This is a genomic window from Kitasatospora sp. NPDC092039 (assembly GCF_044756065.1).
Taxonomy (GTDB): Bacteria; Actinomycetota; Actinomycetes; order Streptomycetales; family Streptomycetaceae; genus Kitasatospora.
On sequence record NZ_JBIVSD010000001.1, the window covers coordinates 236,288 to 252,868 of the forward strand.

General features: G+C 75.2%; 11 protein-coding genes and 1 pseudogene. 6 read left to right on the top strand and 6 right to left on the bottom strand.

Features of this window, described 5'->3' with window-relative positions:
* Positions 1 to 25: 25 nt before the first annotated feature.
* The 5 genes from gcvPA (at position 26) to ACIQI7_RS01015 (ending at position 5,711) form a co-directional block, all read left to right on the top strand.
* A complete protein-coding gene (gcvPA, locus tag ACIQI7_RS00995) occupies positions 26 to 1,384 on the top strand; it encodes an aminomethyl-transferring glycine dehydrogenase subunit GcvPA (protein WP_401103611.1) in 1,359 nt (452 codons plus the stop codon).
* A complete protein-coding gene (gene gcvPB / locus ACIQI7_RS01000) occupies positions 1,381 to 2,982 on the top strand; it encodes an aminomethyl-transferring glycine dehydrogenase subunit GcvPB (protein WP_401103613.1) in 1,602 nt (533 codons plus the stop codon). Before gcvPA ends, gcvPB begins: the two co-directional genes overlap by 4 nt.
* The gene (locus tag ACIQI7_RS01005; protein ID WP_401103615.1) at positions 2,979 to 4,178 is read left to right on the top strand and encodes an ATP-NAD kinase family protein; all 1,200 of its coding nucleotides are present in this window, start codon (positions 2,979 to 2,981) and stop codon (positions 4,176 to 4,178) included. Before gcvPB ends, ACIQI7_RS01005 begins: the two co-directional genes overlap by 4 nt.
* Before the next feature lie 41 nt (positions 4,179 to 4,219).
* The gene (locus ACIQI7_RS01010; RefSeq protein ID WP_401103617.1) at positions 4,220 to 4,966 is read left to right on the top strand and encodes an SDR family NAD(P)-dependent oxidoreductase; all 747 of its coding nucleotides are present in this window, start codon (positions 4,220 to 4,222) and stop codon (positions 4,964 to 4,966) included.
* A gap of 91 nt (positions 4,967 to 5,057) precedes the next feature.
* Positions 5,058 to 5,711 carry a GntR family transcriptional regulator gene (locus tag ACIQI7_RS01015; protein ID WP_401103619.1) on the top strand — a complete coding sequence of 218 codons (654 nt, stop codon included), beginning with the start codon at positions 5,058 to 5,060 and terminating at the stop codon, positions 5,709 to 5,711.
* A gap of 96 nt (positions 5,712 to 5,807) precedes the next feature.
* On the opposite strand, the gene ACIQI7_RS01020 is transcribed toward ACIQI7_RS01015, so the two are convergent.
* The 4 genes and pseudogenes from ACIQI7_RS01020 to ACIQI7_RS01035 form a co-directional block, all read right to left on the bottom strand.
* Positions 5,808 to 6,950, bottom strand: coding sequence for a hypothetical protein (locus tag ACIQI7_RS01020; protein ID WP_401103621.1), 1,143 nt, complete (start codon positions 6,948 to 6,950; stop codon positions 5,808 to 5,810).
* Positions 6,951 to 6,995: 45 nt separating this feature from the next.
* Positions 6,996 to 7,379, bottom strand: a complete 384-nt coding sequence (locus ACIQI7_RS01025; protein ID WP_401103623.1) for a hypothetical protein — start codon at positions 7,377 to 7,379, stop codon at positions 6,996 to 6,998.
* Positions 7,380 to 7,696: 317 nt separating this feature from the next.
* Positions 7,697 to 8,077 (bottom strand): hypothetical protein, encoded by a 381-nt coding sequence (locus ACIQI7_RS01030; RefSeq protein WP_401104582.1) that lies wholly within the window; start codon positions 8,075 to 8,077, stop codon positions 7,697 to 7,699.
* Between the two features lie 67 nt (positions 8,078 to 8,144).
* Positions 8,145 to 8,594: pseudogene (locus ACIQI7_RS01035) on the bottom strand (FAD-dependent monooxygenase); the annotation flags it as partial.
* Positions 8,595 to 8,795: 201 nt separating this feature from the next.
* On the opposite strand from ACIQI7_RS01035, the gene ACIQI7_RS01040 reads away from it, so the two are divergent.
* On the top strand, positions 8,796 to 9,743 hold the full coding sequence (locus tag ACIQI7_RS01040; protein WP_401103625.1) for a trypsin-like serine peptidase: 948 nt from the start codon (positions 8,796 to 8,798) through the stop codon (positions 9,741 to 9,743).
* Positions 9,744 to 9,914: 171 nt separating this feature from the next.
* Here the strand turns inward: ACIQI7_RS01040 and ACIQI7_RS01045 are convergent, their stop codons facing one another.
* Both ACIQI7_RS01045 and ACIQI7_RS01050 read right to left on the bottom strand, forming a co-directional pair.
* Positions 9,915 to 12,281, bottom strand: a complete 2,367-nt coding sequence (locus ACIQI7_RS01045) for a SpoIIE family protein phosphatase (protein ID WP_401103627.1) — start codon at positions 12,279 to 12,281, stop codon at positions 9,915 to 9,917.
* A gap of 67 nt (positions 12,282 to 12,348) precedes the next feature.
* Positions 12,349 to 16,512 (bottom strand): HAMP domain-containing protein, encoded by a 4,164-nt coding sequence (locus tag ACIQI7_RS01050; protein WP_401103629.1) that lies wholly within the window; start codon positions 16,510 to 16,512, stop codon positions 12,349 to 12,351.
* Between the last annotated feature and the right edge of the window lie 69 nt (positions 16,513 to 16,581).

A 16,581-nucleotide genomic window follows, 5' to 3' on the forward strand; every position in this document is an offset into this window, starting at 1 on the left:
GACTGAAATCGCGGAAGGTGCCACGATGAGCACACGCGCCCCCCGAACCCACCCGTACATCCCCAACTCCGCCCCACCGGTGCGGAAAGCGATGCTGGCGGCGATCGGCGCCCAGGACGTCGAGGAGTTCTACGCCGACATCCCCGCCGCCCTCCGGCTGGACCGCCCGCTGCGGCTGCCCGAGCCGCTGGAGTCCGAGGCCCGGCTGGTCGCGCACATGGAGGAACTGCTCTCCCGCAACACCGCCGTGCCGCCGGGCCGCAGCTTCCTCGGCGCCGGCTGCTACCGCCACCACGTGCCCGCCGTGGTGGACGAGATCGTCAACCGCAGCGAGTTCCTCACCGCCTACGCGGGCGAACCGTACGAGGACCACGGCCGCTTCCAGGCGCTGTGGGAGTACCAGTCGCTGATGGCCGAACTGCTGGCCGTCGAGGTCGTCAACGTGCCGACGTACGACGGCTTCCAGGCCGCCGCGACCGCGCTGCGGATGGCCGGGCGGGCCACCGGGCGGCGCCGGCTGGTGCTGGTGGGCGCGATCGACCCGGACCGGCTCTCCCGGATCCGCGACTACGTCCGGGGCGTCCACGAACTGGTGCCCGTCCCGGCCGATCCCGCCGCCGTCCGGGCCGCGCTGGAGCAGGGCGACGCGGCCGCGGTCTACGCCCAACTGACCGACCACCGCGGGCGGGTGGACCCGGAACTGCCGCAGTACGTCGAACTCGCCCACCGGGCCGGGGCGCTGGCGGTGGTCCACGTCAACCCGCTCAGCCTCGGCGTGCTCACCCCGCCCGCCGAACTCGGCGCCGACCTCACCTGCGGCGACCTCCAGCCGCTCGGCATCCACCCGAGCTTCGGCGGCGGCAACGCCGGCTTCATCGGCAGCCCGGACGACGAGCGGCTGGTCGCCGAGTACCCGAGCCGGCTGTTCGGCCTCACCCCCACCGACGTCCCCGGCGAGTACGGTTTCGGCGACGTCGCGTACGAGCGCACCTCCTTCGCGCTGCGCGAGGAGGGCAAGGAGTGGGTCGGCACCGCCGCCGCCCTGCACGGCATCGCCGCCGGGGTCTACCTCGCGCTGATGGGACCGCACGGCATGCGCGAGATCGGCGGGACGATCCTCGCCAACACCGAGTACGCCCGCCGGCGCCTGGCCCGCGTCCCCGGCGTGGAACCGGCGGACCCCGAGGCCGTGCACTTCGCCGACTTCACCGTCCGCTACACCGGCGAGCGCGGCGCCGCCGAGATCGCCGGGGCGCTGCTCGCCCTCGGCCTGCACGGCGGCACCCCGGCCGGGCCGCACGAGGGCCGGTACTGCGTGACCGAACTGCACACCCGGGCCGACATCGACCGCCTCGCCGACGCGCTTGAGGAGATCGTGAAGTGACGAACCGTCAGGAGAACGGCCGGCCGGTGGACCCGCGGATCGCCGCCAAGCCCGCGCTGCGCCGCTTCCACCAGGCCCGCTGGGACGAGAAGCTGGTCTTCGAGCTGGGCACCCCCGGCGAGCGCGGCGTCCTGCCCCCGCTGCCCGAGCCCGCCGTCACCGCCGCCGTCGGCGACCCGGCCGAGCGGCTGCCCGCCGCCCTGCGCCGCGGCACACCGCCCGCCCTGCCCGAACTCGGCCAGCAGCAGGTGCTCCGGCACTACCTGCGGCTCTCCCAGGAGAACCTCGGCGCCGACCTCAACGTGGACGTCGGCCAGGGCACCTGCACCATGAAGTACAGCCCCAAGGTCAACGACGCCTTCGTCCGCGACCCCCGGATCGCCGCCCTGCACCCGGCGCAGGACGCCTCCACCGTCCAGGGCGTGCTCGAACTCGTCCACCGGCTGGAGCAGGCGCTCAAGGAGGTCTCCGGCATGGACCGGGTCAGCCTCCAGCCCGGCGCGGGCTCGGCGGCGATCTGGACCAACGTCTCGGTGATCCGCGCGTACCACGCCGCGCGCGGCGAGCTGGAGCAGCGCGACGAGGTCGTCACCACCGCCTTCTCCCACCCCTCCAACGCCGCCTGCGCCAGGACCGCCGGCTTCCGGGTGGTCACCCTGCACCCGGACGCCGACGGCTACCCCGACATCGAGGCGCTGCGCGCCGCCGTCGGCCCGCGCACCGCCGCCCTCCTGATCACCAACCCCGAGGACACCGGCATCTACAACCCCCGGATCGCCGAGTTCGTCCGGATCGTCCACGAGGCCGGCGGCCTGTGCGCCTACGACCAGGCCAACGCCAACGGCATCCTCGGCATCACCCGGGCCCGCGAGGCCGGCTTCGACCTGTGCCACTTCAACCTGCACAAGACCTTCTCCACCCCGCACGCCTGCGGCGGCCCGGCGGCCGGCGCCTGCGGTGTCACCGCCGAGCTGGCGCCCCACCTGCCGCGCCCCACCGTCGAGTTCGACGGCGAACGGTACTTCCTGGACGACGACCGGCCGGACTCGGTCGGCAAGATCCGCCCCTACCTGGGCGTCGTGCCGAACCTGGTGCGCGCCTACGCCTGGATCACCGCGCTGGGCGCCGAGGGGCTGCGCGCGGCCGCCGAGACCGCCGTGCTCAACAACAACTACCTGCTGCACCACGTACGGCGGATCCGCGGCGTCTCCGTCCCGTACGCCGAGGGCCGCCCCCGGGTCGAGCAGGTCCGCTACAGCTGGCAGCGGCTCAACGAGGACACCGGCCTGCACAGCGAGGACCTCGGCTACCGTGCCGCCGACTTCGGCACCCACTACTGGACCAGCCACCACCCCCACGTCGTCCCCGAGCCGATGACCCTGGAGCCCACCGAGTCCTACTCCCGGGCCGACCTGGACGAGTACGCGGCGATCCTGGCCGAGGTCGCCCGCGAGGCGTACGAGGACCCGGAGACCGTCCGCACCGCGCCGCACAACTCCACCGTGCACCGGATCCGGCACGAACCGCTGGACGACCCGGCGCTCTGGGCGGTCAGCTGGCGCGCCTACCGCCGCAAGGTCCTGGGCGAGCGGCCGTGACGTCCGCCCCGGGCGCCCGGATCGGGCTCGTGGTCAACCCGGTCGCCGGGCTCGGCGGCCGGGTCGGCCTCAAGGGCAGCGACGGCACCGACGTCCAGCGGCGGGCCCTGGCACTCGGGGCCGCCCCGCAGGCCGTCGCCCGGGCCGCGCTGACGCTGCGCGGCCTGCCCGGCGTGGAACTGGTCACCGCCGACGGCCCGATGGGCGCCGACGCCGCCCGGGCGGCCGGCCGGCCCGCGCGAACCGTCCACCGGCCCGCCGGGACGGCGACCACCGCCGCCGACACCCGCGCGGCGGTGCGCGCCCTGGTCGCGGCCGGCGCCGGACTGCTGCTGTTCTGCGGCGGCGACGGCACCGCCCGCGACGTGCTGGAGGCGCTCGGGCCCGAACCCCGGCTGCCCGTGCTGGGCATCCCGGCCGGGGTCAAGATGCACTCCGCGGTGTTCGCCGTCCACCCCCGGGCCGCCGCCGAGGTCGCGGCGGCCTGGGCGGCCGGCCGGGGCGTGCGCCTGACGCCCGCCGAGGTGGTCGACCGGGACGAGGCCGCGCTGCGGGCCGGCCTGGTCTCCGCCCGGCTGTACGGCCGGCTGACCGTCCCGGTGCTGCCCGCCCGGGTGCAGCAGCGCAAGACCGGCAGCTCCGGGCCCGACCCGGGGACCCCGGCCGGCCTCGCCGCCGAGGTCGCCGAACGGGTCGGCCCCGGCGGGCTGCTGGTCCTCGGGCCCGGCAGCACCACCCACGCGGTGGCCACCGCGCTCGGCGCGCCGGACACCAGCCTGACCGGCGTCGACCTGCTGCGGCTCGGCCCCGCCGAGGCCCCGCGGGCAGGAGGCCGGCGCCGGGCCATCGGCCCCGGGCACGGCGACGGCCTCGCCACGGCCGCCCGGGTGCTGGTCCGCGACGCCCGGGCCGACCAGCTGCGCGCCCTGCCCGCCACCCCCTTCATCGCCCTCTCCCCGATCGGCGGCCAGGGCTTCCTGCTCGGCCGCGGCAACCAGCAGCTCACTCCCGAACTGCTGCGCACCGCGGGCCGGGAGAGGCTGCTGGTGCTCGCCACCGAGGCGAAGCTCGCCGCCCTGGCGGGGCGCCCGCTGCTGCTGGACACCGGCGACCCCGACCTGGACGACGCCCTCGCCGGCCACGTCCGGGTGATCACCGGCCGCCGCTCCGGCGCCGTCTACCGCCTCTCCGCCTGACTCCGACACCCCACTCCCCCAGGCCAGTTGAAGGAGCCCCCATGATCGACCTGCACGGCAAGCGCGCGATCGTCACCGGCGCCGCCTCCGGCATCGGCCGGGCCACCGCCGCCCTGCTCGCCGAACTCGGCGCGGCCGTCGTCCTCCTGGACGTCGACGCCGAGCGCGGCGAAGCGGCCGCCGAGGAGACCGGCGGCACCTTCGTCCGCTGCGACGTCTCCCGCCGCGCCGACTGCGAGCGGGCCGTACGCACCGCGGTGGAGCAACTCGGCGGCGTGGACGTGCTGTTCAACAACGCGGGCATCATCCGCCGCTCCACCGTCACCGAGATCAGCGACGAGGACTGGGACCTGGTGATGGCCGTCAACGTCCGCTCGATCATGCTGCTCAGCGGGCTGGTGGTGCCGCTGATGGCGGCGAACGGCGGCGGCAGCATCGTCAACACCGGCTCCGGCTGGGGCATCAAGGGCGGCGGCCGGGCCGTCTCCTACTGCGCCTCCAAGGGCGCCGTGGTCAACATGACCCGGGCGATGGCCATCGACCACGGCCCGGACAACATCCGGGTCAACTGCGTCTGCCCGGGCGACACCGACACCGGCATGCTCGCCGAGGAGGCCCGCCAGCTCGGCGAGAGCCCGGACGCCTTCTACACCGACGCCGCCGACCGACCGCTCGGCCGGATCGGCCAACCCCGGGACATCGCCCGGACCGTGGCGTTCCTGGCCAGCGACGCCGCCGCCTTCGTCAGCGGCGCCGTCATCGCCGTGGACGGCGCCGGCACCGCCTGACCCGCACCCCCGTACCCGGCCCCGGGCGCCCGACCGCCGGCGCCGGTCGCCCGGCCGGTACGCTACCGACCGAGAACGAAAGGAAAGCCCGATGGCGATCGAGCGGCGTCCGCTGCGCGAGCAGGTGAAGGACGAACTCCTGGAGCAGCTCGGCCGCGGCCGGTTCACCCCCGGCGAGTCGATCAACGAGGTCCAGCTCGCCGAGGAACTGGGCGTCAGCCGGACCCCCCTGCGCGAGGCCCTGATCAGCCTGGAACGCGAGGGCATCATCACCAGCGAGCGCGGCAAGGGCTTCCGCTTCGCCCCCACCGGCAAACAGGAGTTCCTCGACCTCACCGCGATCGTGATCGCCCTGGAGTCGCTGGCCCTGCGCACCTCCGACCCGGCGCACCTCGCCGGGATCGCCCCCCGGCTGCTCGCCGAGGCCCGCGCCTTCTCCGCCCCGCAAGCCCCGCACGGCACGATAGAGCGCTACGACGACGCCTGGCACGCCCTGCTCCTCTCCGGCTGCGCCAACGCCCGGCTGCGCGAGATGATCGACTCGCTGAAGCTCACCCTGCACCGCTACGAGCGGGTGGTGGTCGGCGACCACGAGATCCTGGAACGCGCCGCCGAGGAGCACGAGCGGATCGCCCAGTGCCTGCTGGACGGCGACATCGACCAGGCCGTCACCGCGCTGGAGGCCAACTGGACCAGCGGCATGGAGCGCATCCTGGACCGGCTGCCCCCGGTCGCCGCCCGCTGAACGACACGGCCGTGAGCGGGCTCCGACCGGCCCGTCGGCGCCGGCTCCGCCCGGCCGGCGGGCCGGCGGTGTGCCGTCCGCCGGCCGGGCGTGGCGTCAGGCCGGCCAGCGCAGAACCGCGCCGAGGCCGCCGGGCGGGCCGGGGACGGCCTCCGGGACGAGCACGGCCTCGGCCGCGCAGGCCGTGGCGGCGCGCAGCAGGGCGTCGGCGGCGGGCGCCTGCACCGGGTGGCGGACGCCCATGCGGCGCAGGTCGGCCCGGTCGACGCCGAGGTGCTCGGGCTCGGGCCCGGTCCACACCGGGCGCTCCGGGTCGTGGCCGCCGGCCTGCAGGAGCAGCGCGGCGAGCTGGTGCTGCCGGGCGGCGCTCACCACGGCGGGGATGCCCTGGGCGGCAGAGCCGGGCGCGGTCTCGGTGCCGTCGCCGTCGGTGCGGTGGCCGCCGGGGCGGCCGACGCCGGTGCGGAAGGCGTCCAGCAGCTCGGCCACGTGCCGGCCGCGGTGGTCGGCCCAGGCCTCGGCGAGGCGGCGGTCGAAGGCGTCCCCTGTGGGTTCGCCGTCCAACTCGACGGCCACGTCCTGGAGTTGGGGAGGGAGCCGGTCGTGGACGGCCCGGCGCTCCCGGGTGCCGCCGGTGAGCACCAGCAGATGGGCGCCGCTGTGCGGCCAGCTCCGGGCGAGGTGCTCGGCGACGATCCCGGCGGTGCGCTCCCAGGTGTCCTCGACCCGGTGCCGGTAGTGCCACTCGTAGCGGTCGGCGGGTGGGGCGCGGTGCCCCCGGCCCTGCCACTGCGGGCCCTCGACGGTGCCCAGCGGCTCACCGCGGCCGAGTTCGTAGCGCCGCAGGTCGGCCCCGGTGCGGTCGACGGCAGCGACCAGGCAGGCGGGCACCGCGTCGTCCAGCAGGCCGAGCAGCGGGCCGGTGTGCGGCAGCGGGGCCCAGGTGGCGGCGACGTCGGGCGGGGAGTCGGCGAGCGGCACGTCCAGCACGACCTCGCCGTCGGCGGCGAACAGCGCCCGGCCGGGCGGGGACCCGGCGGCGGGCATCCCGGCCAGGTGCTCGCGGACGGCCGCGCAGGTCGGTCCGTCGGCGCCGGCGTCGGCCAGCCGCTGGACGGCGGCGCGGTCGATCAGCGCCCGCCGCCTGGCGGCGTCCTCGGTGGCGCGGGAGGTGTCGAGGTGGACCGAGGCCCAGGGGCCGGTCCGGTCGAGCAGCGGGGTGAGGAAGGCGAGGTCCATGGCGGCCTCCTGGGGTGGCGGGGCGATTCGGCCGACGACGGGTGGTCAGTGTCCGAACATGTGCCGGATCCGGCCGCCCGGTCGCGCCGCCGTCTCCCGGCCGCCCTGCTCCGCGGCCCGCTCCTCGGGCAGCACCCGCATGTCGTCGGAGCCGCCCACGGTGCGTTCGCGTTCCACGGGAGCTGCGGCCGGCCGCGCCCGCCGCACCCGTCGCGGCGTCCGCCGGGCCAGCCGCATCATCGCGAGGCCGAGGCAGAAGATCAGGGCCAGCGCCACCCCGGCGAGGAAGATGCTCAGGCTGTTCAACGTCACCAGGTCGTTGCCCAGGATCGTCACCTGGTAGTCGGGCCCGCCGGAGAGGTTGTCCGCGATCAGCAGTCCGACGAACGCTCCGGACGCCGCCATCAGCAGAAGTCCCAGCAGCAACATGGGGATCGGTCCCTTCCGTCCTGGTCTCGGCCCCCCTTGTCCGCTCGCGCCTACCCGCCCCCGGCGGCCCCTAACGGCCACCGGGCAACAACGGCGGAACCGTGCTGTCGCTACGCGAGACGGAGAGCTCACGGTCCGCTACGGGGCGACTGTCCTCATCGCCGCCGTCGACGAGTGGCCATGACTCCGCGGCCACACGCTGGGATCCCCGTTCCACGCCGCAGGGAGATCGCTGCCGCAGAGGACGCGGGCGAAGCCGTCGTCTTCCACCTCTTGTGTGAAGTGACCGATCTTGCGGGAAGTGACCGAGTTCCCGCTCAGCCTGCCGTCACGGCGGCCGGGTAAGCAGTGACGGCGGCTGCGTCCCGGGTGCGCAGTCCGACGTGTCCGTCCGGGCGGACCAGGATGAGTTCGTCGTCGTGAGCCTGGTACGCCGACCCCGCCGCGGCGTGCGGGTCGAGCAGGTCGGAGCCGAGAGAGTAGGCGTTGACCCCGGCGACGTCGGGCAGCGGGCCGACGCCGAACCGGTGGAGCGTCCAGTCGCTGCCGCGTTGCAGCTCGAACAGGCGCATCGGGCGCCCGTCGGGCCAGGAGCAGAGCGCGTCGGGGCTGCGGTCGCCCGGGTGCGGGCCGGCGCCGTCCCGGAGCGGGCTGAGCGGGCCGCCACGGTAGGTTGATCCCCAGGCCGGACGCCGCATCGAGGTCGGAGTCCTCGAACCGGGCGAAGCGCGTCACCAACTCCTTGGAGACGCCCAGCACGGCTGTGGCCATCGGCAGCCGTTCCTGCTCGTAGGTGTCCGGCAGCGGCTCGGGCGCGCCGTTGAGGACCGAGGCCGGTTTCCACCCGAAGTTGATCCCGTCGTGGATGCCGGTGTTCATGCCCTGGGCGCCCGCGGGTGCGTGGACGTGGGCGGCGTCTCCGGCGAGCAGGACGCGCCCGACGCGGTAGCCGTCGACCATCCGCTCGTTGTAGCGCCAGCGCGAGGTCCACAGGGCTTCGCGGAGCGTGACGGCTCCGCGGCCGTAGGCGTCGGCGACGAGAGCCCGGTAGGTGGCGAGCGCCGGCTCGATGTCACCGTCACCCCCGCCCGCGACCTCGCGATGGTCCGCCGGAGGGTCTCCGCGGCTCAACCAGGCGCTCGCCCTGCTGGACGCACCCGAACGCACCGCGCTGCCGAGGGGATTGAGCGCCCCGAGGCCCCGGCACGCCGCCATCGGCCGCCCCGAGCCGTGCTACCGCCGAACGAGTGGCGGAAACGGTTCGCGGACCGACCGAAACGTGAATTCCCATGCTGGCCAAGCCTGTTCGCGCGCCATCATTGAGTATCCGTACTCAGGCGACGCGCCCGGGCCCGGTGTCACGCTGCCATCACGGCGGTCACCCGGCCGCCCGACGGACACGGAAGCGGGAACGAAGTGAAGTTGCTGAGGACTCTCGGCGGCGCCGCGCTGGCGCTCGCCCTGGGACTGGGGACGGTCGGCACCGCCGACGCGGCGCCCCGGCCCGACCGGACCGCCGGCACGTCGACCTCGGAGACGAGCGCGGCGGACGACGCGGCGGCCCGCGCGTACTGGACGCCCGAGCGGATGGCGGCCACCGTCGCCGAGGAGGCGAAGGCCGCCGGTGGCGACGCGGCGGACCGGGCCGAGGTCGACGCCGCGGCCGCCCGCTTCGCGGTCAACCGGTCGGTGGACCGGACGGTGGGGCGGGTCTTCTACTACAACACGGTCGAGCAGGCGAACAAGAGCTGCACGGCCAGCGCCCTCAACAGCCCCTCGAAGATGATGGTGATCACCGCCGCGCACTGCGTCGCGGGCAAGGGCAGCCGGATGAACGGCGGGGATCCGAAGTGGTTCAAGGTCGACTGGATCTACGTGCCGGCGTACAACGGCAACGACCCGTACCCGTACGGGATGTTCACCTGGAAGCAGGCCCGGGTGTTCAACAACTGGCTGGACGAGTCGGACGCTCCCGAGTGGGACGTCGCGATGGTCACCCTCAACCCCAACGCCAACGGGCAGAAGGTGGTCGAGGCCACCGGCGGCAACGGCCTGGTGGTGAACCGGCGTGAGGAGACCTTCGTCACCGCCGTCGGGTACCCGGCGAACATCGACGACGCCGCCCACCAGGTGAGCTGCGCAGGAACCCTGGAGCGGCTGATCCTCTACCCCATCCTGTTGGACCTGCCCTGCCGGACCCTGGGTCAGGGTGCCAGTGGCGGGCCGTGGCTGTGGGTGGATCCGGACACCCTGCAGCCGGCGGTCAACGGGGTCACCCGGGCGCACGACGGCGTGGAGATCGACACCCCGTACTTCGACGACAACGTCTGGGGGATGTACACCCGGCAGGGCTCGATCACCTGACGGTCCGTCCGCCGGGACGCTCCCCGGTCGGGCGCGGACTCGAAGGCTGATGATGATGCCGGGTTCCGGCCCCACCGCGTGAGCGGTGGGGCCGGACTCGTCCCGGGGCGACGGGGGAACGGGTCGGGAAGACGGTCGGGCCCGAGGTGTGGGAGACCCGCCCGCGGGGTGCTATTCGGTCTGGACGGCGATCAGGCAGGTGTCGTCGTCGGTGTCGGCGGGGCTGAGTTCGAGCAGCCGGTCCAGGTACTGCTCCAGGTCCGGGCCGGGGGCGCCGGCCGCCCGGAGCAGCTGCTCCACCGACTCCTCCACCGGGCGGTCCCGGCGCTCGACCAGCCCGTCGGTGTAGAGCAACAGGACGTCCCCCGGGTCGAGCCGGGCGGTGTGCTCCTCGTACTCGGCGCCGTCGAGCGCGCCGAGCAGCACGCCGTGCGGCAGCGGCAGCACCTGGGCGCCGTCCGCGCCGAGCCGGATCGGCGGCAGGTGGCCGGCCCGGGCCCAGCGCAGTTCGCCGCCGGCCGGGTCCAGCAGCACGCAGACGGCGGTCGCGGTGATCTGGCCCGGTTCGCGCAGCGCCACGGTGTTGGCCCAGGCCAGCAGTCGGCCCGGGCCGGCCCCGGTGACGGCGAGGCCGCGCAGCGCGTGCCGCAGCGCGACCATCCCGGTGGCCGCGCCGACGCCGTGCCCGGCCACGTCCCCGACCGCGAGCAGCACCCGCCGGTCGGGCAGCACCAGCACGTCGTACCAGTCGCCGCCGACCCGGTCGCGCTGGCCGGCGGGGCGGTAGCGGACGGCGGCGTGCAGGCCGGTGACGCCGAGCGGGGGCGGCGCGGCCGGCAGGATGGCCTGCTGGAGCCGGAGCGCCAGCTGCGCCCGCTCGGCGGACTCCTGCTCGCTGTCGGCCAGCCGCTCCCGGGTGGCGCCGAGCGCGACCTCCGTCCAGTGCTGGGCGGAGACGTCGTGGTAGGCGCCGCGGACGGCGACCAGCCGGCCGGCCTCGTCCACCACCGGTTCGGCGATCACCCGGGTGAAGCGGTGGGTGCCGTCCGGGCGGTCCAGCCGGACCACCGCGGAGGCGGTGCGGTGGTGGTGCCGGACGGTGTCCAGCAGCCGCCGGATCGCCGGCCGGTCGTCCGGGTGGGTGTGCCGGGCGAGCCGGTCCAGCGGTACGGGCGGGGCGTCCGGCGGCAGCCCGTACAGCTCGCGCAGCCCGTCGCTCCAGCGGATCCGGCCCTCGGCCGGGCGCTCCTCGAACCCGGCCACCCGGGCCAGCCGCTGGGCCTGGCGCAGCAGGGCGGTGTGCTCGTCCTCCTCCCGCTCGTCCTCCAGCTGCCAGCAGACCAGCATCCGGGCGCCGAGCGGGACGACCGAGAGCAGCACGGCCACCGGCACGGCCGGTCCGTGCTCCCGGAAGGCCAGCCGGACCGGCTCTGCGGTCGACGGCACGCCGGTCTCGTAGGCGCGCAGCAGCCGGTCGAGCAGCCCGGCGGCGCAGGCGGCGGGGTAGGTCGCCAGCAGCGAGGCGCCTTCCAGCTCCTGCCGGGAGCGGCCGAGCGGGTCGCGGAACCCGGCGCTGACCCGCAGCAGCGTGAAGTCGGCGATCCGCTCGGCCCGGACGGCGGGGGCCAGGAGCAGCGCGGGGGTGAGCAGCCCGTCCAGGAGGGCGGCGGCCTGCTCGGGGGCCATCGGCTCCGGGGGCGGGCCGAGCAGGGTGGTGCACAGGTCGGCGAGGGCGCACAGCTCGCGGCGCTGGGCCTGGCCGAGCACCGGGGCGGATCCCGGGCCGGCGGCCGGCCAGAGCAGCTCCAGCGCGCCGCGGCGGCGGCGCCGGTCGATCAGCGGGAGGACCGCCCGGGCGGCGCCGGCGCCCACCGAGGGCCCGTCCGCCCCCGGGTCGCCGGGCCACAGCTCGGCTCCGCCGCCGACGACCAGCTGCGCCGGGGTGGGCACGCCGGGCGGTACCCGGGCCCAGTCGGCCGCCTCCTCGGCGGACAGCCCGGCGTGCGCGGCGAGGGCGAGCGCTCCGCCGGGCAGGCGCAGCCAGACGGCCACGGCGCGGACGCCGAGCGCCGCCGCGGCCTGGTCCAGGACGGCCCCGGCGGCGCGTTCCAGGTCGGGCGAGGCGGCGAGCGCGGGCGCGACGGGCGGGCCGGCCTCGAGCGGTCCGACGGGGGGCAGGGCGGGGGCGGACCGTCCGGGCCCCTCCTCCGGTTCCGGTGCCGGATCCTGGCCGGGGACCGGGCCCGGCGCCTGCAGCCCCGCGACGTCCGCCGCCAGCGCGAGCACCGGCACGCCCGCCTCCCGGGCCAGCCGGGCGAGATGCGCGGCGGCCTCGGCGACGGGCAGGTCGAGCCGCTCGGCCAGGATGCCGGTGGCGAGGTCGACGGCGGCCCTGGTCCGGGCCTCGGCGTGCGACCGGGCGGCGGCGGCCTGGAGACGGCGGACGGTCTCGGCCAGGGCCCGGGCGGTGCGCTCGGCGGACTCCCGCCGGGCGGACTCCTGCCCGGCGTGCCCGGGGGGCTCCTGCCCGTCGGTCACCGCGCACCCCGGGGTCGGAGCGCGGTCCCGCCGAGCCGGAGGGCGGTTCCCCCGTGCCGGAGAGCGGTCATGACGCGTCCAGCCAGTCCCTCATCCGCTCCAGCAGCCGACGGGTGTCGACCGGCTTGGTGACGTGGTCGTCGGCCCCGGCGGCCAGGCTGCGGTCCCGGTCGCCGGGCATCGCCTTGGCGGTGACGGCGACGACCGGCAGCCGTTCGAAGCGCGCGTCGGCGCGGATCGCCGCGATGGCCGCGTAGCCGTCCAGTCCGGGCATCATGACGTCCATCAGCACCAGGTCGGTGTCCGGGTGGGAGCGCAGCAGGTCGAGCCCGGCGCGGCCGTCGGCGGCGTGCAGGACGTCCAGTCCGTGCCGTTCCAGGGCGGCGGTGAGCGCGAAGACGTTGCGGATGTCGTCGTCGACGATCAGCACGGTCCGTCCGGCGAGGGCCGCGGCGACGCCCGGGTGGTCGGTCCCCGCGGCCTCCTCCGCCTCCCCGGGCTCCCGGGCGGCCGGGGGCTCACCGCCGAGCGCCCGGATCACCCGCGCCCGCAGCTCGTCCAGTCCGCCGACCCGCTCCACGCCCTCGGGCGGCGCGCCGCCGGTCCCGTACCCGAGCACCGGCGTGCCGCCCGCCGCGAACCGCCCGAGCAGTGGGGCGAGGTGCGCGGAGCCGACCAGGTCCAGCAGCACGCACCGGTACGGCCCGCCGGTGAGCGCGGCCCGCAGCCCGGCTTCGTCGCCCACCCCGTCGACCCGCACCACCGGCGCCGGTCGGCCGTCCGACGGGCCGCCGTCCGCCGGCGCATCCGCAGAGCCGCCGGTCGGACCGCCCGAGGACGTCCCCACCGCCGCCCGGGCGAGCTGGGTGAGCAGCCCCGGCGGGTCCGGCTCCACCACCAGGACCCGCGGCTCGGCCGCGCCGTCCGGCGTGTGCTCGGCCTCGCCCAGCGGCAGGTACAGCGTGAACCGGCTGCCCTGCCCGGCCGCCGAGCGCACGGTGATGGTGCCGCCGAGCAGCCGGGCGAGCTCCCGGCTGATCGACAGCCCGAGGCCGGTGCCGCCGAAGCGTCGCGCGGTGGATCCGTCGGCCTGCTGGAAGGCGCCGAAGATGGTGTCCAGGTGGGCCGGGTCGATGCCGATCCCGGTGTCGTCCACGTGGAAGGCCACCGCGGCCCGGGTCCGGCCGAGTCCGGACGGCAGGTCCGCCTCCTCCACGCGTTCGATCCGCAGCTCCACCCGGCCGACGTCGGTGAACTTGACGGCGTTGGAGAGCAGGTTGCGCAGCACCTGGCGCAGCCGGGACTGATCGGTGACGATCCGCTCCGGCGTGTTCCGGTCGACGGACACCTCGAAGGCCAGCCCCTTCTGGTCGGCCAGCGGCCGGAAGCCGGACTCCACGTACTCCAGCAGCTCGCGCACCGCGAAGGGCTCGATGGCCAGGTCCATCTTCCCGGCCTCCACCTTGGAGAGGTCGAGGATGTCGTTGATCAGCTGGAGCAGGTCGGTGCCGGCCGAGTGGATCACGCCCGCGTACTCGACCTGCTTGGGGGTGAGGTTGCCGGCGCTGTTCTCGGCGAGCAGCTGGGCGAGGATGAGCAGGCTGTTCAGCGGGGTGCGCAGCTCGTGGCTCATGTTGGCCAGGAACTCCGACTTGTACATCGAGGCCTGGGTCAACTCCCTGGCCCGTTCCTCCAGTTCCTGGCGGGCCTGCTCGATCTCCAGGTTCTTCGCCTCGATGTCCCGGTTGCGCTGGGCGAGCAGGGCGGCCTTCTCCTCCAACTCGGCGTTGGAGCGCCGCAGTTCCTCCTGCCCTTCCTGCAACTCCTCGGATCTCGCCTGGAGTTCGGCGGTGAGCCGCTGGGACTCGCCGAGCAGCTCGTCGGTGCGGGCGTTGGCCAGCAGGTTGCCCAGGTTGACCCCGCAGATCTCGGCGAACTGGGCCAGGAAGTCGCGGTGGACCTGGGTGAACGGGTGGACGGAGGCGAACTCCATCACGCCGATCAGCCACTCCTCCAGGGCGATCGGCAGGATGACCAGCGAGCGGGCGTCGGCGCTGCCCGCGCCGGAGGAGACGGTGGCGTAGCCGGGCGGCAGCTCGTCCACCGCGACGGTCCGCCGGGTCCGGGCGGCCTGGCCGACCAGGGTCTCCCCCAGCCGTAGCCGCCGCTCGCCGGCCGGGCGGCCGTAGGCGCTGATCAGGGCCAGTTCGGTGCCTTCCGCGCCCTCCTCGGCGAGGAAGAACGCGCCGTACTGGGCGCCGACCAGCGGAGTCAGCTCGTCGGTGATCATCTCGGCGACGGGGCGGATGTCGCGCCGGCCCTGGATGGCGGCGGAGAAGCGGGCCAGGTTGGTCTTGAGCCAGTCCTGCTCCTGGTTGGCCAGGGTGGTCTCGCGCAGCGATCCGACCATCGCGTTGATGTTGTCCTTGAGGTCGGCGACCTCGCCGGAGGCGTCCACGCTGATCGAGCGCGTCAGGTCGCCGGCCGCGACGGCGCTGGTGACCTCGGCGATCGCCCGGACCTGCCGGGTCAGGTTGCCGGCCAGCTCGTTGACGTTCTCGGTGAGCCGCTTCCAGGTGCCGGAGACGCCCTCCACCCGGGCCTGCCCGCCGAGCCGGCCCTCGCTGCCGACCTCCCGGGCCACCCGCGTCACCTCGGCGGCGAACGAGGACAGCAGGTCGACCATCGTGTTGACGGTCGTCTTCAGCTCCAGGATCTCCCCGCGCGCGTCCACGTCGATCTTGCGGGTCAGGTCGCCCTCGGCGACGGCGGTGGTGACCTGGGCGATGTTGCGGACCTGGCTGGTCAGGTTGTGCGCCATGAAGTTGACGTTGTCGGTGAGGTCCTTCCACGTCCCGGCGACGTTGGGCACCCTGGCCTGGCCGCCCAGGATGCCCTCGGTGCCGACCTCGCGGGCGACCCGGGTCACCTCGTCGGCGAACACGGACAGGGTGTCCACCATGGTGTTGATCGCGTCGGCGAGGGCCGCGACCTCGCCCTCGGCCTCGACGGTGATCTTCCGGGAGAGGTCGCCGCGGGCCACCGCGGTCGCCACCTCGGACATCGAGCGGACCTGGCCGGTGAGGTTGGAGGCCATCACGTTGACGTTGTCGGTGAGGTCCTTCCACGTCCCGGAGACGCCCCGGACGGTGGCCTGCCCGCCCAGGTTCCCGGCGGTGCCGACCTCCCGGGCGACTCTCGTCACCTCGGCGGCGAAGGCGGACAGCTGGTCGACCATCGTGTTGATGGTCTCCTTCAGCTCCAGGATCTCCCCGCGCGCGTCGACCCGGATCTTCTGGGTCAGGTCGCCCTCCGCGACGGCGGTGGTCACCTCGGCGATCGAGCGGACCTGGGCGGTGAGGTTGTCGGCCATGACGTTGACGGACTCGGTCAGCGCCTTCCAGGTGCCGGAGACGTCCCGGACGTCCGCCTGACCGCCGAGCCGGCCCTCGGTTCCGACCTCCCGGGCGACCCTGGTCACCTCGGCGGCGAAGGCGGACAGCTGGTCGACCATCGTGTTGATGGTGGTCTTGAGCTCCAGGATCTCCCCGCGGGCGGCGACCGAGATCTTCTGGGTGAGGTCCCCCTCCGCCACGGCGGTCGCCACCTGGGCGATGTTGCGCACCTGCCAGGTGAGGTTGCCCGCCATCGCGTTCACCGAGTCGGTCAGGTCGCGCCACGTCCCGGCGACGCCCGGCACCTGCGCCTGGCCGCCGAGCCGGCCCTCGGTACCGACCTCCCGGGCCACCCTGGTCACCTCGTCCGCGAACGAGGAGAGGGTGTCCACCATGGTGTTGACGGTGCTCTTGAGCTCCAGGATCTCGCCGCGCGCGTCCACCTCGATCTTCTGGGTGAGGTCGCCGCGCGCCACCGCCGTCGTGACCTGGGCGATGTTGCGCACCTGCCAGGTGAGGTTGCCCGCCATCGCGTTCACCGAGTCGGTCAGTTCCAGCCAGGTGCCGGTCGCGTCCGGCACCTGGGCCTGGCCGCCGAGCCGCCCGTCGGTGCCGACCTCCCGGGCCACCCTGGTCACCTCGGAGGTCACCCGGGCCAGCTGGTCGGCCATGCCGTTGAAGACCGCGGCGATCTCCCCCAGCACCCCCGGCCGGTCCGGGGCGAGCCGGGTGCGGAAGTCCCCGTCGCGCACGGCCGTCAGCCCGGCGAGCAGCTGCCGCAGCGCCTGCTCGGCCGGGTCGGGCGCGGGGGCTCCGGCCACCGGGTGCTCGTCCATCCGTCCACCGTCCGGATCGCTCGCACGGCCGGGGTGCGCCGTTCGGGCACCTCGGCCCCGAGGGCGGCG

Bases quoted from the DNA above. Each gene is read 5' to 3' on its own strand.
- ACIQI7_RS01010 (WP_401103617.1), top strand. From the start codon at position 4,220: ATGATCGACCTGCACGGCAAGCGCGCGATCGTCACCGGCGCCGCCTCC.
- ACIQI7_RS01030 (WP_401104582.1), bottom strand. From the start codon at position 8,077: ATGCGGCGTCCGGCCTGGGGATCAACCTACCGTGGCGGCCCGCTCAGC.
- ACIQI7_RS01050 (WP_401103629.1), bottom strand. From the start codon at position 16,512: ATGGACGAGCACCCGGTGGCCGGAGCCCCCGCGCCCGACCCGGCCGAG.
- ACIQI7_RS01020 (WP_401103621.1), bottom strand. From the start codon at position 6,950: ATGGACCTCGCCTTCCTCACCCCGCTGCTCGACCGGACCGGCCCCTGG.
- gcvPA (WP_401103611.1), top strand. From the start codon at position 26: ATGAGCACACGCGCCCCCCGAACCCACCCGTACATCCCCAACTCCGCC.
- ACIQI7_RS01015 (WP_401103619.1), top strand. From the start codon at position 5,058: ATGGCGATCGAGCGGCGTCCGCTGCGCGAGCAGGTGAAGGACGAACTC.
- ACIQI7_RS01025 (WP_401103623.1), bottom strand. From the start codon at position 7,379: ATGTTGCTGCTGGGACTTCTGCTGATGGCGGCGTCCGGAGCGTTCGTC.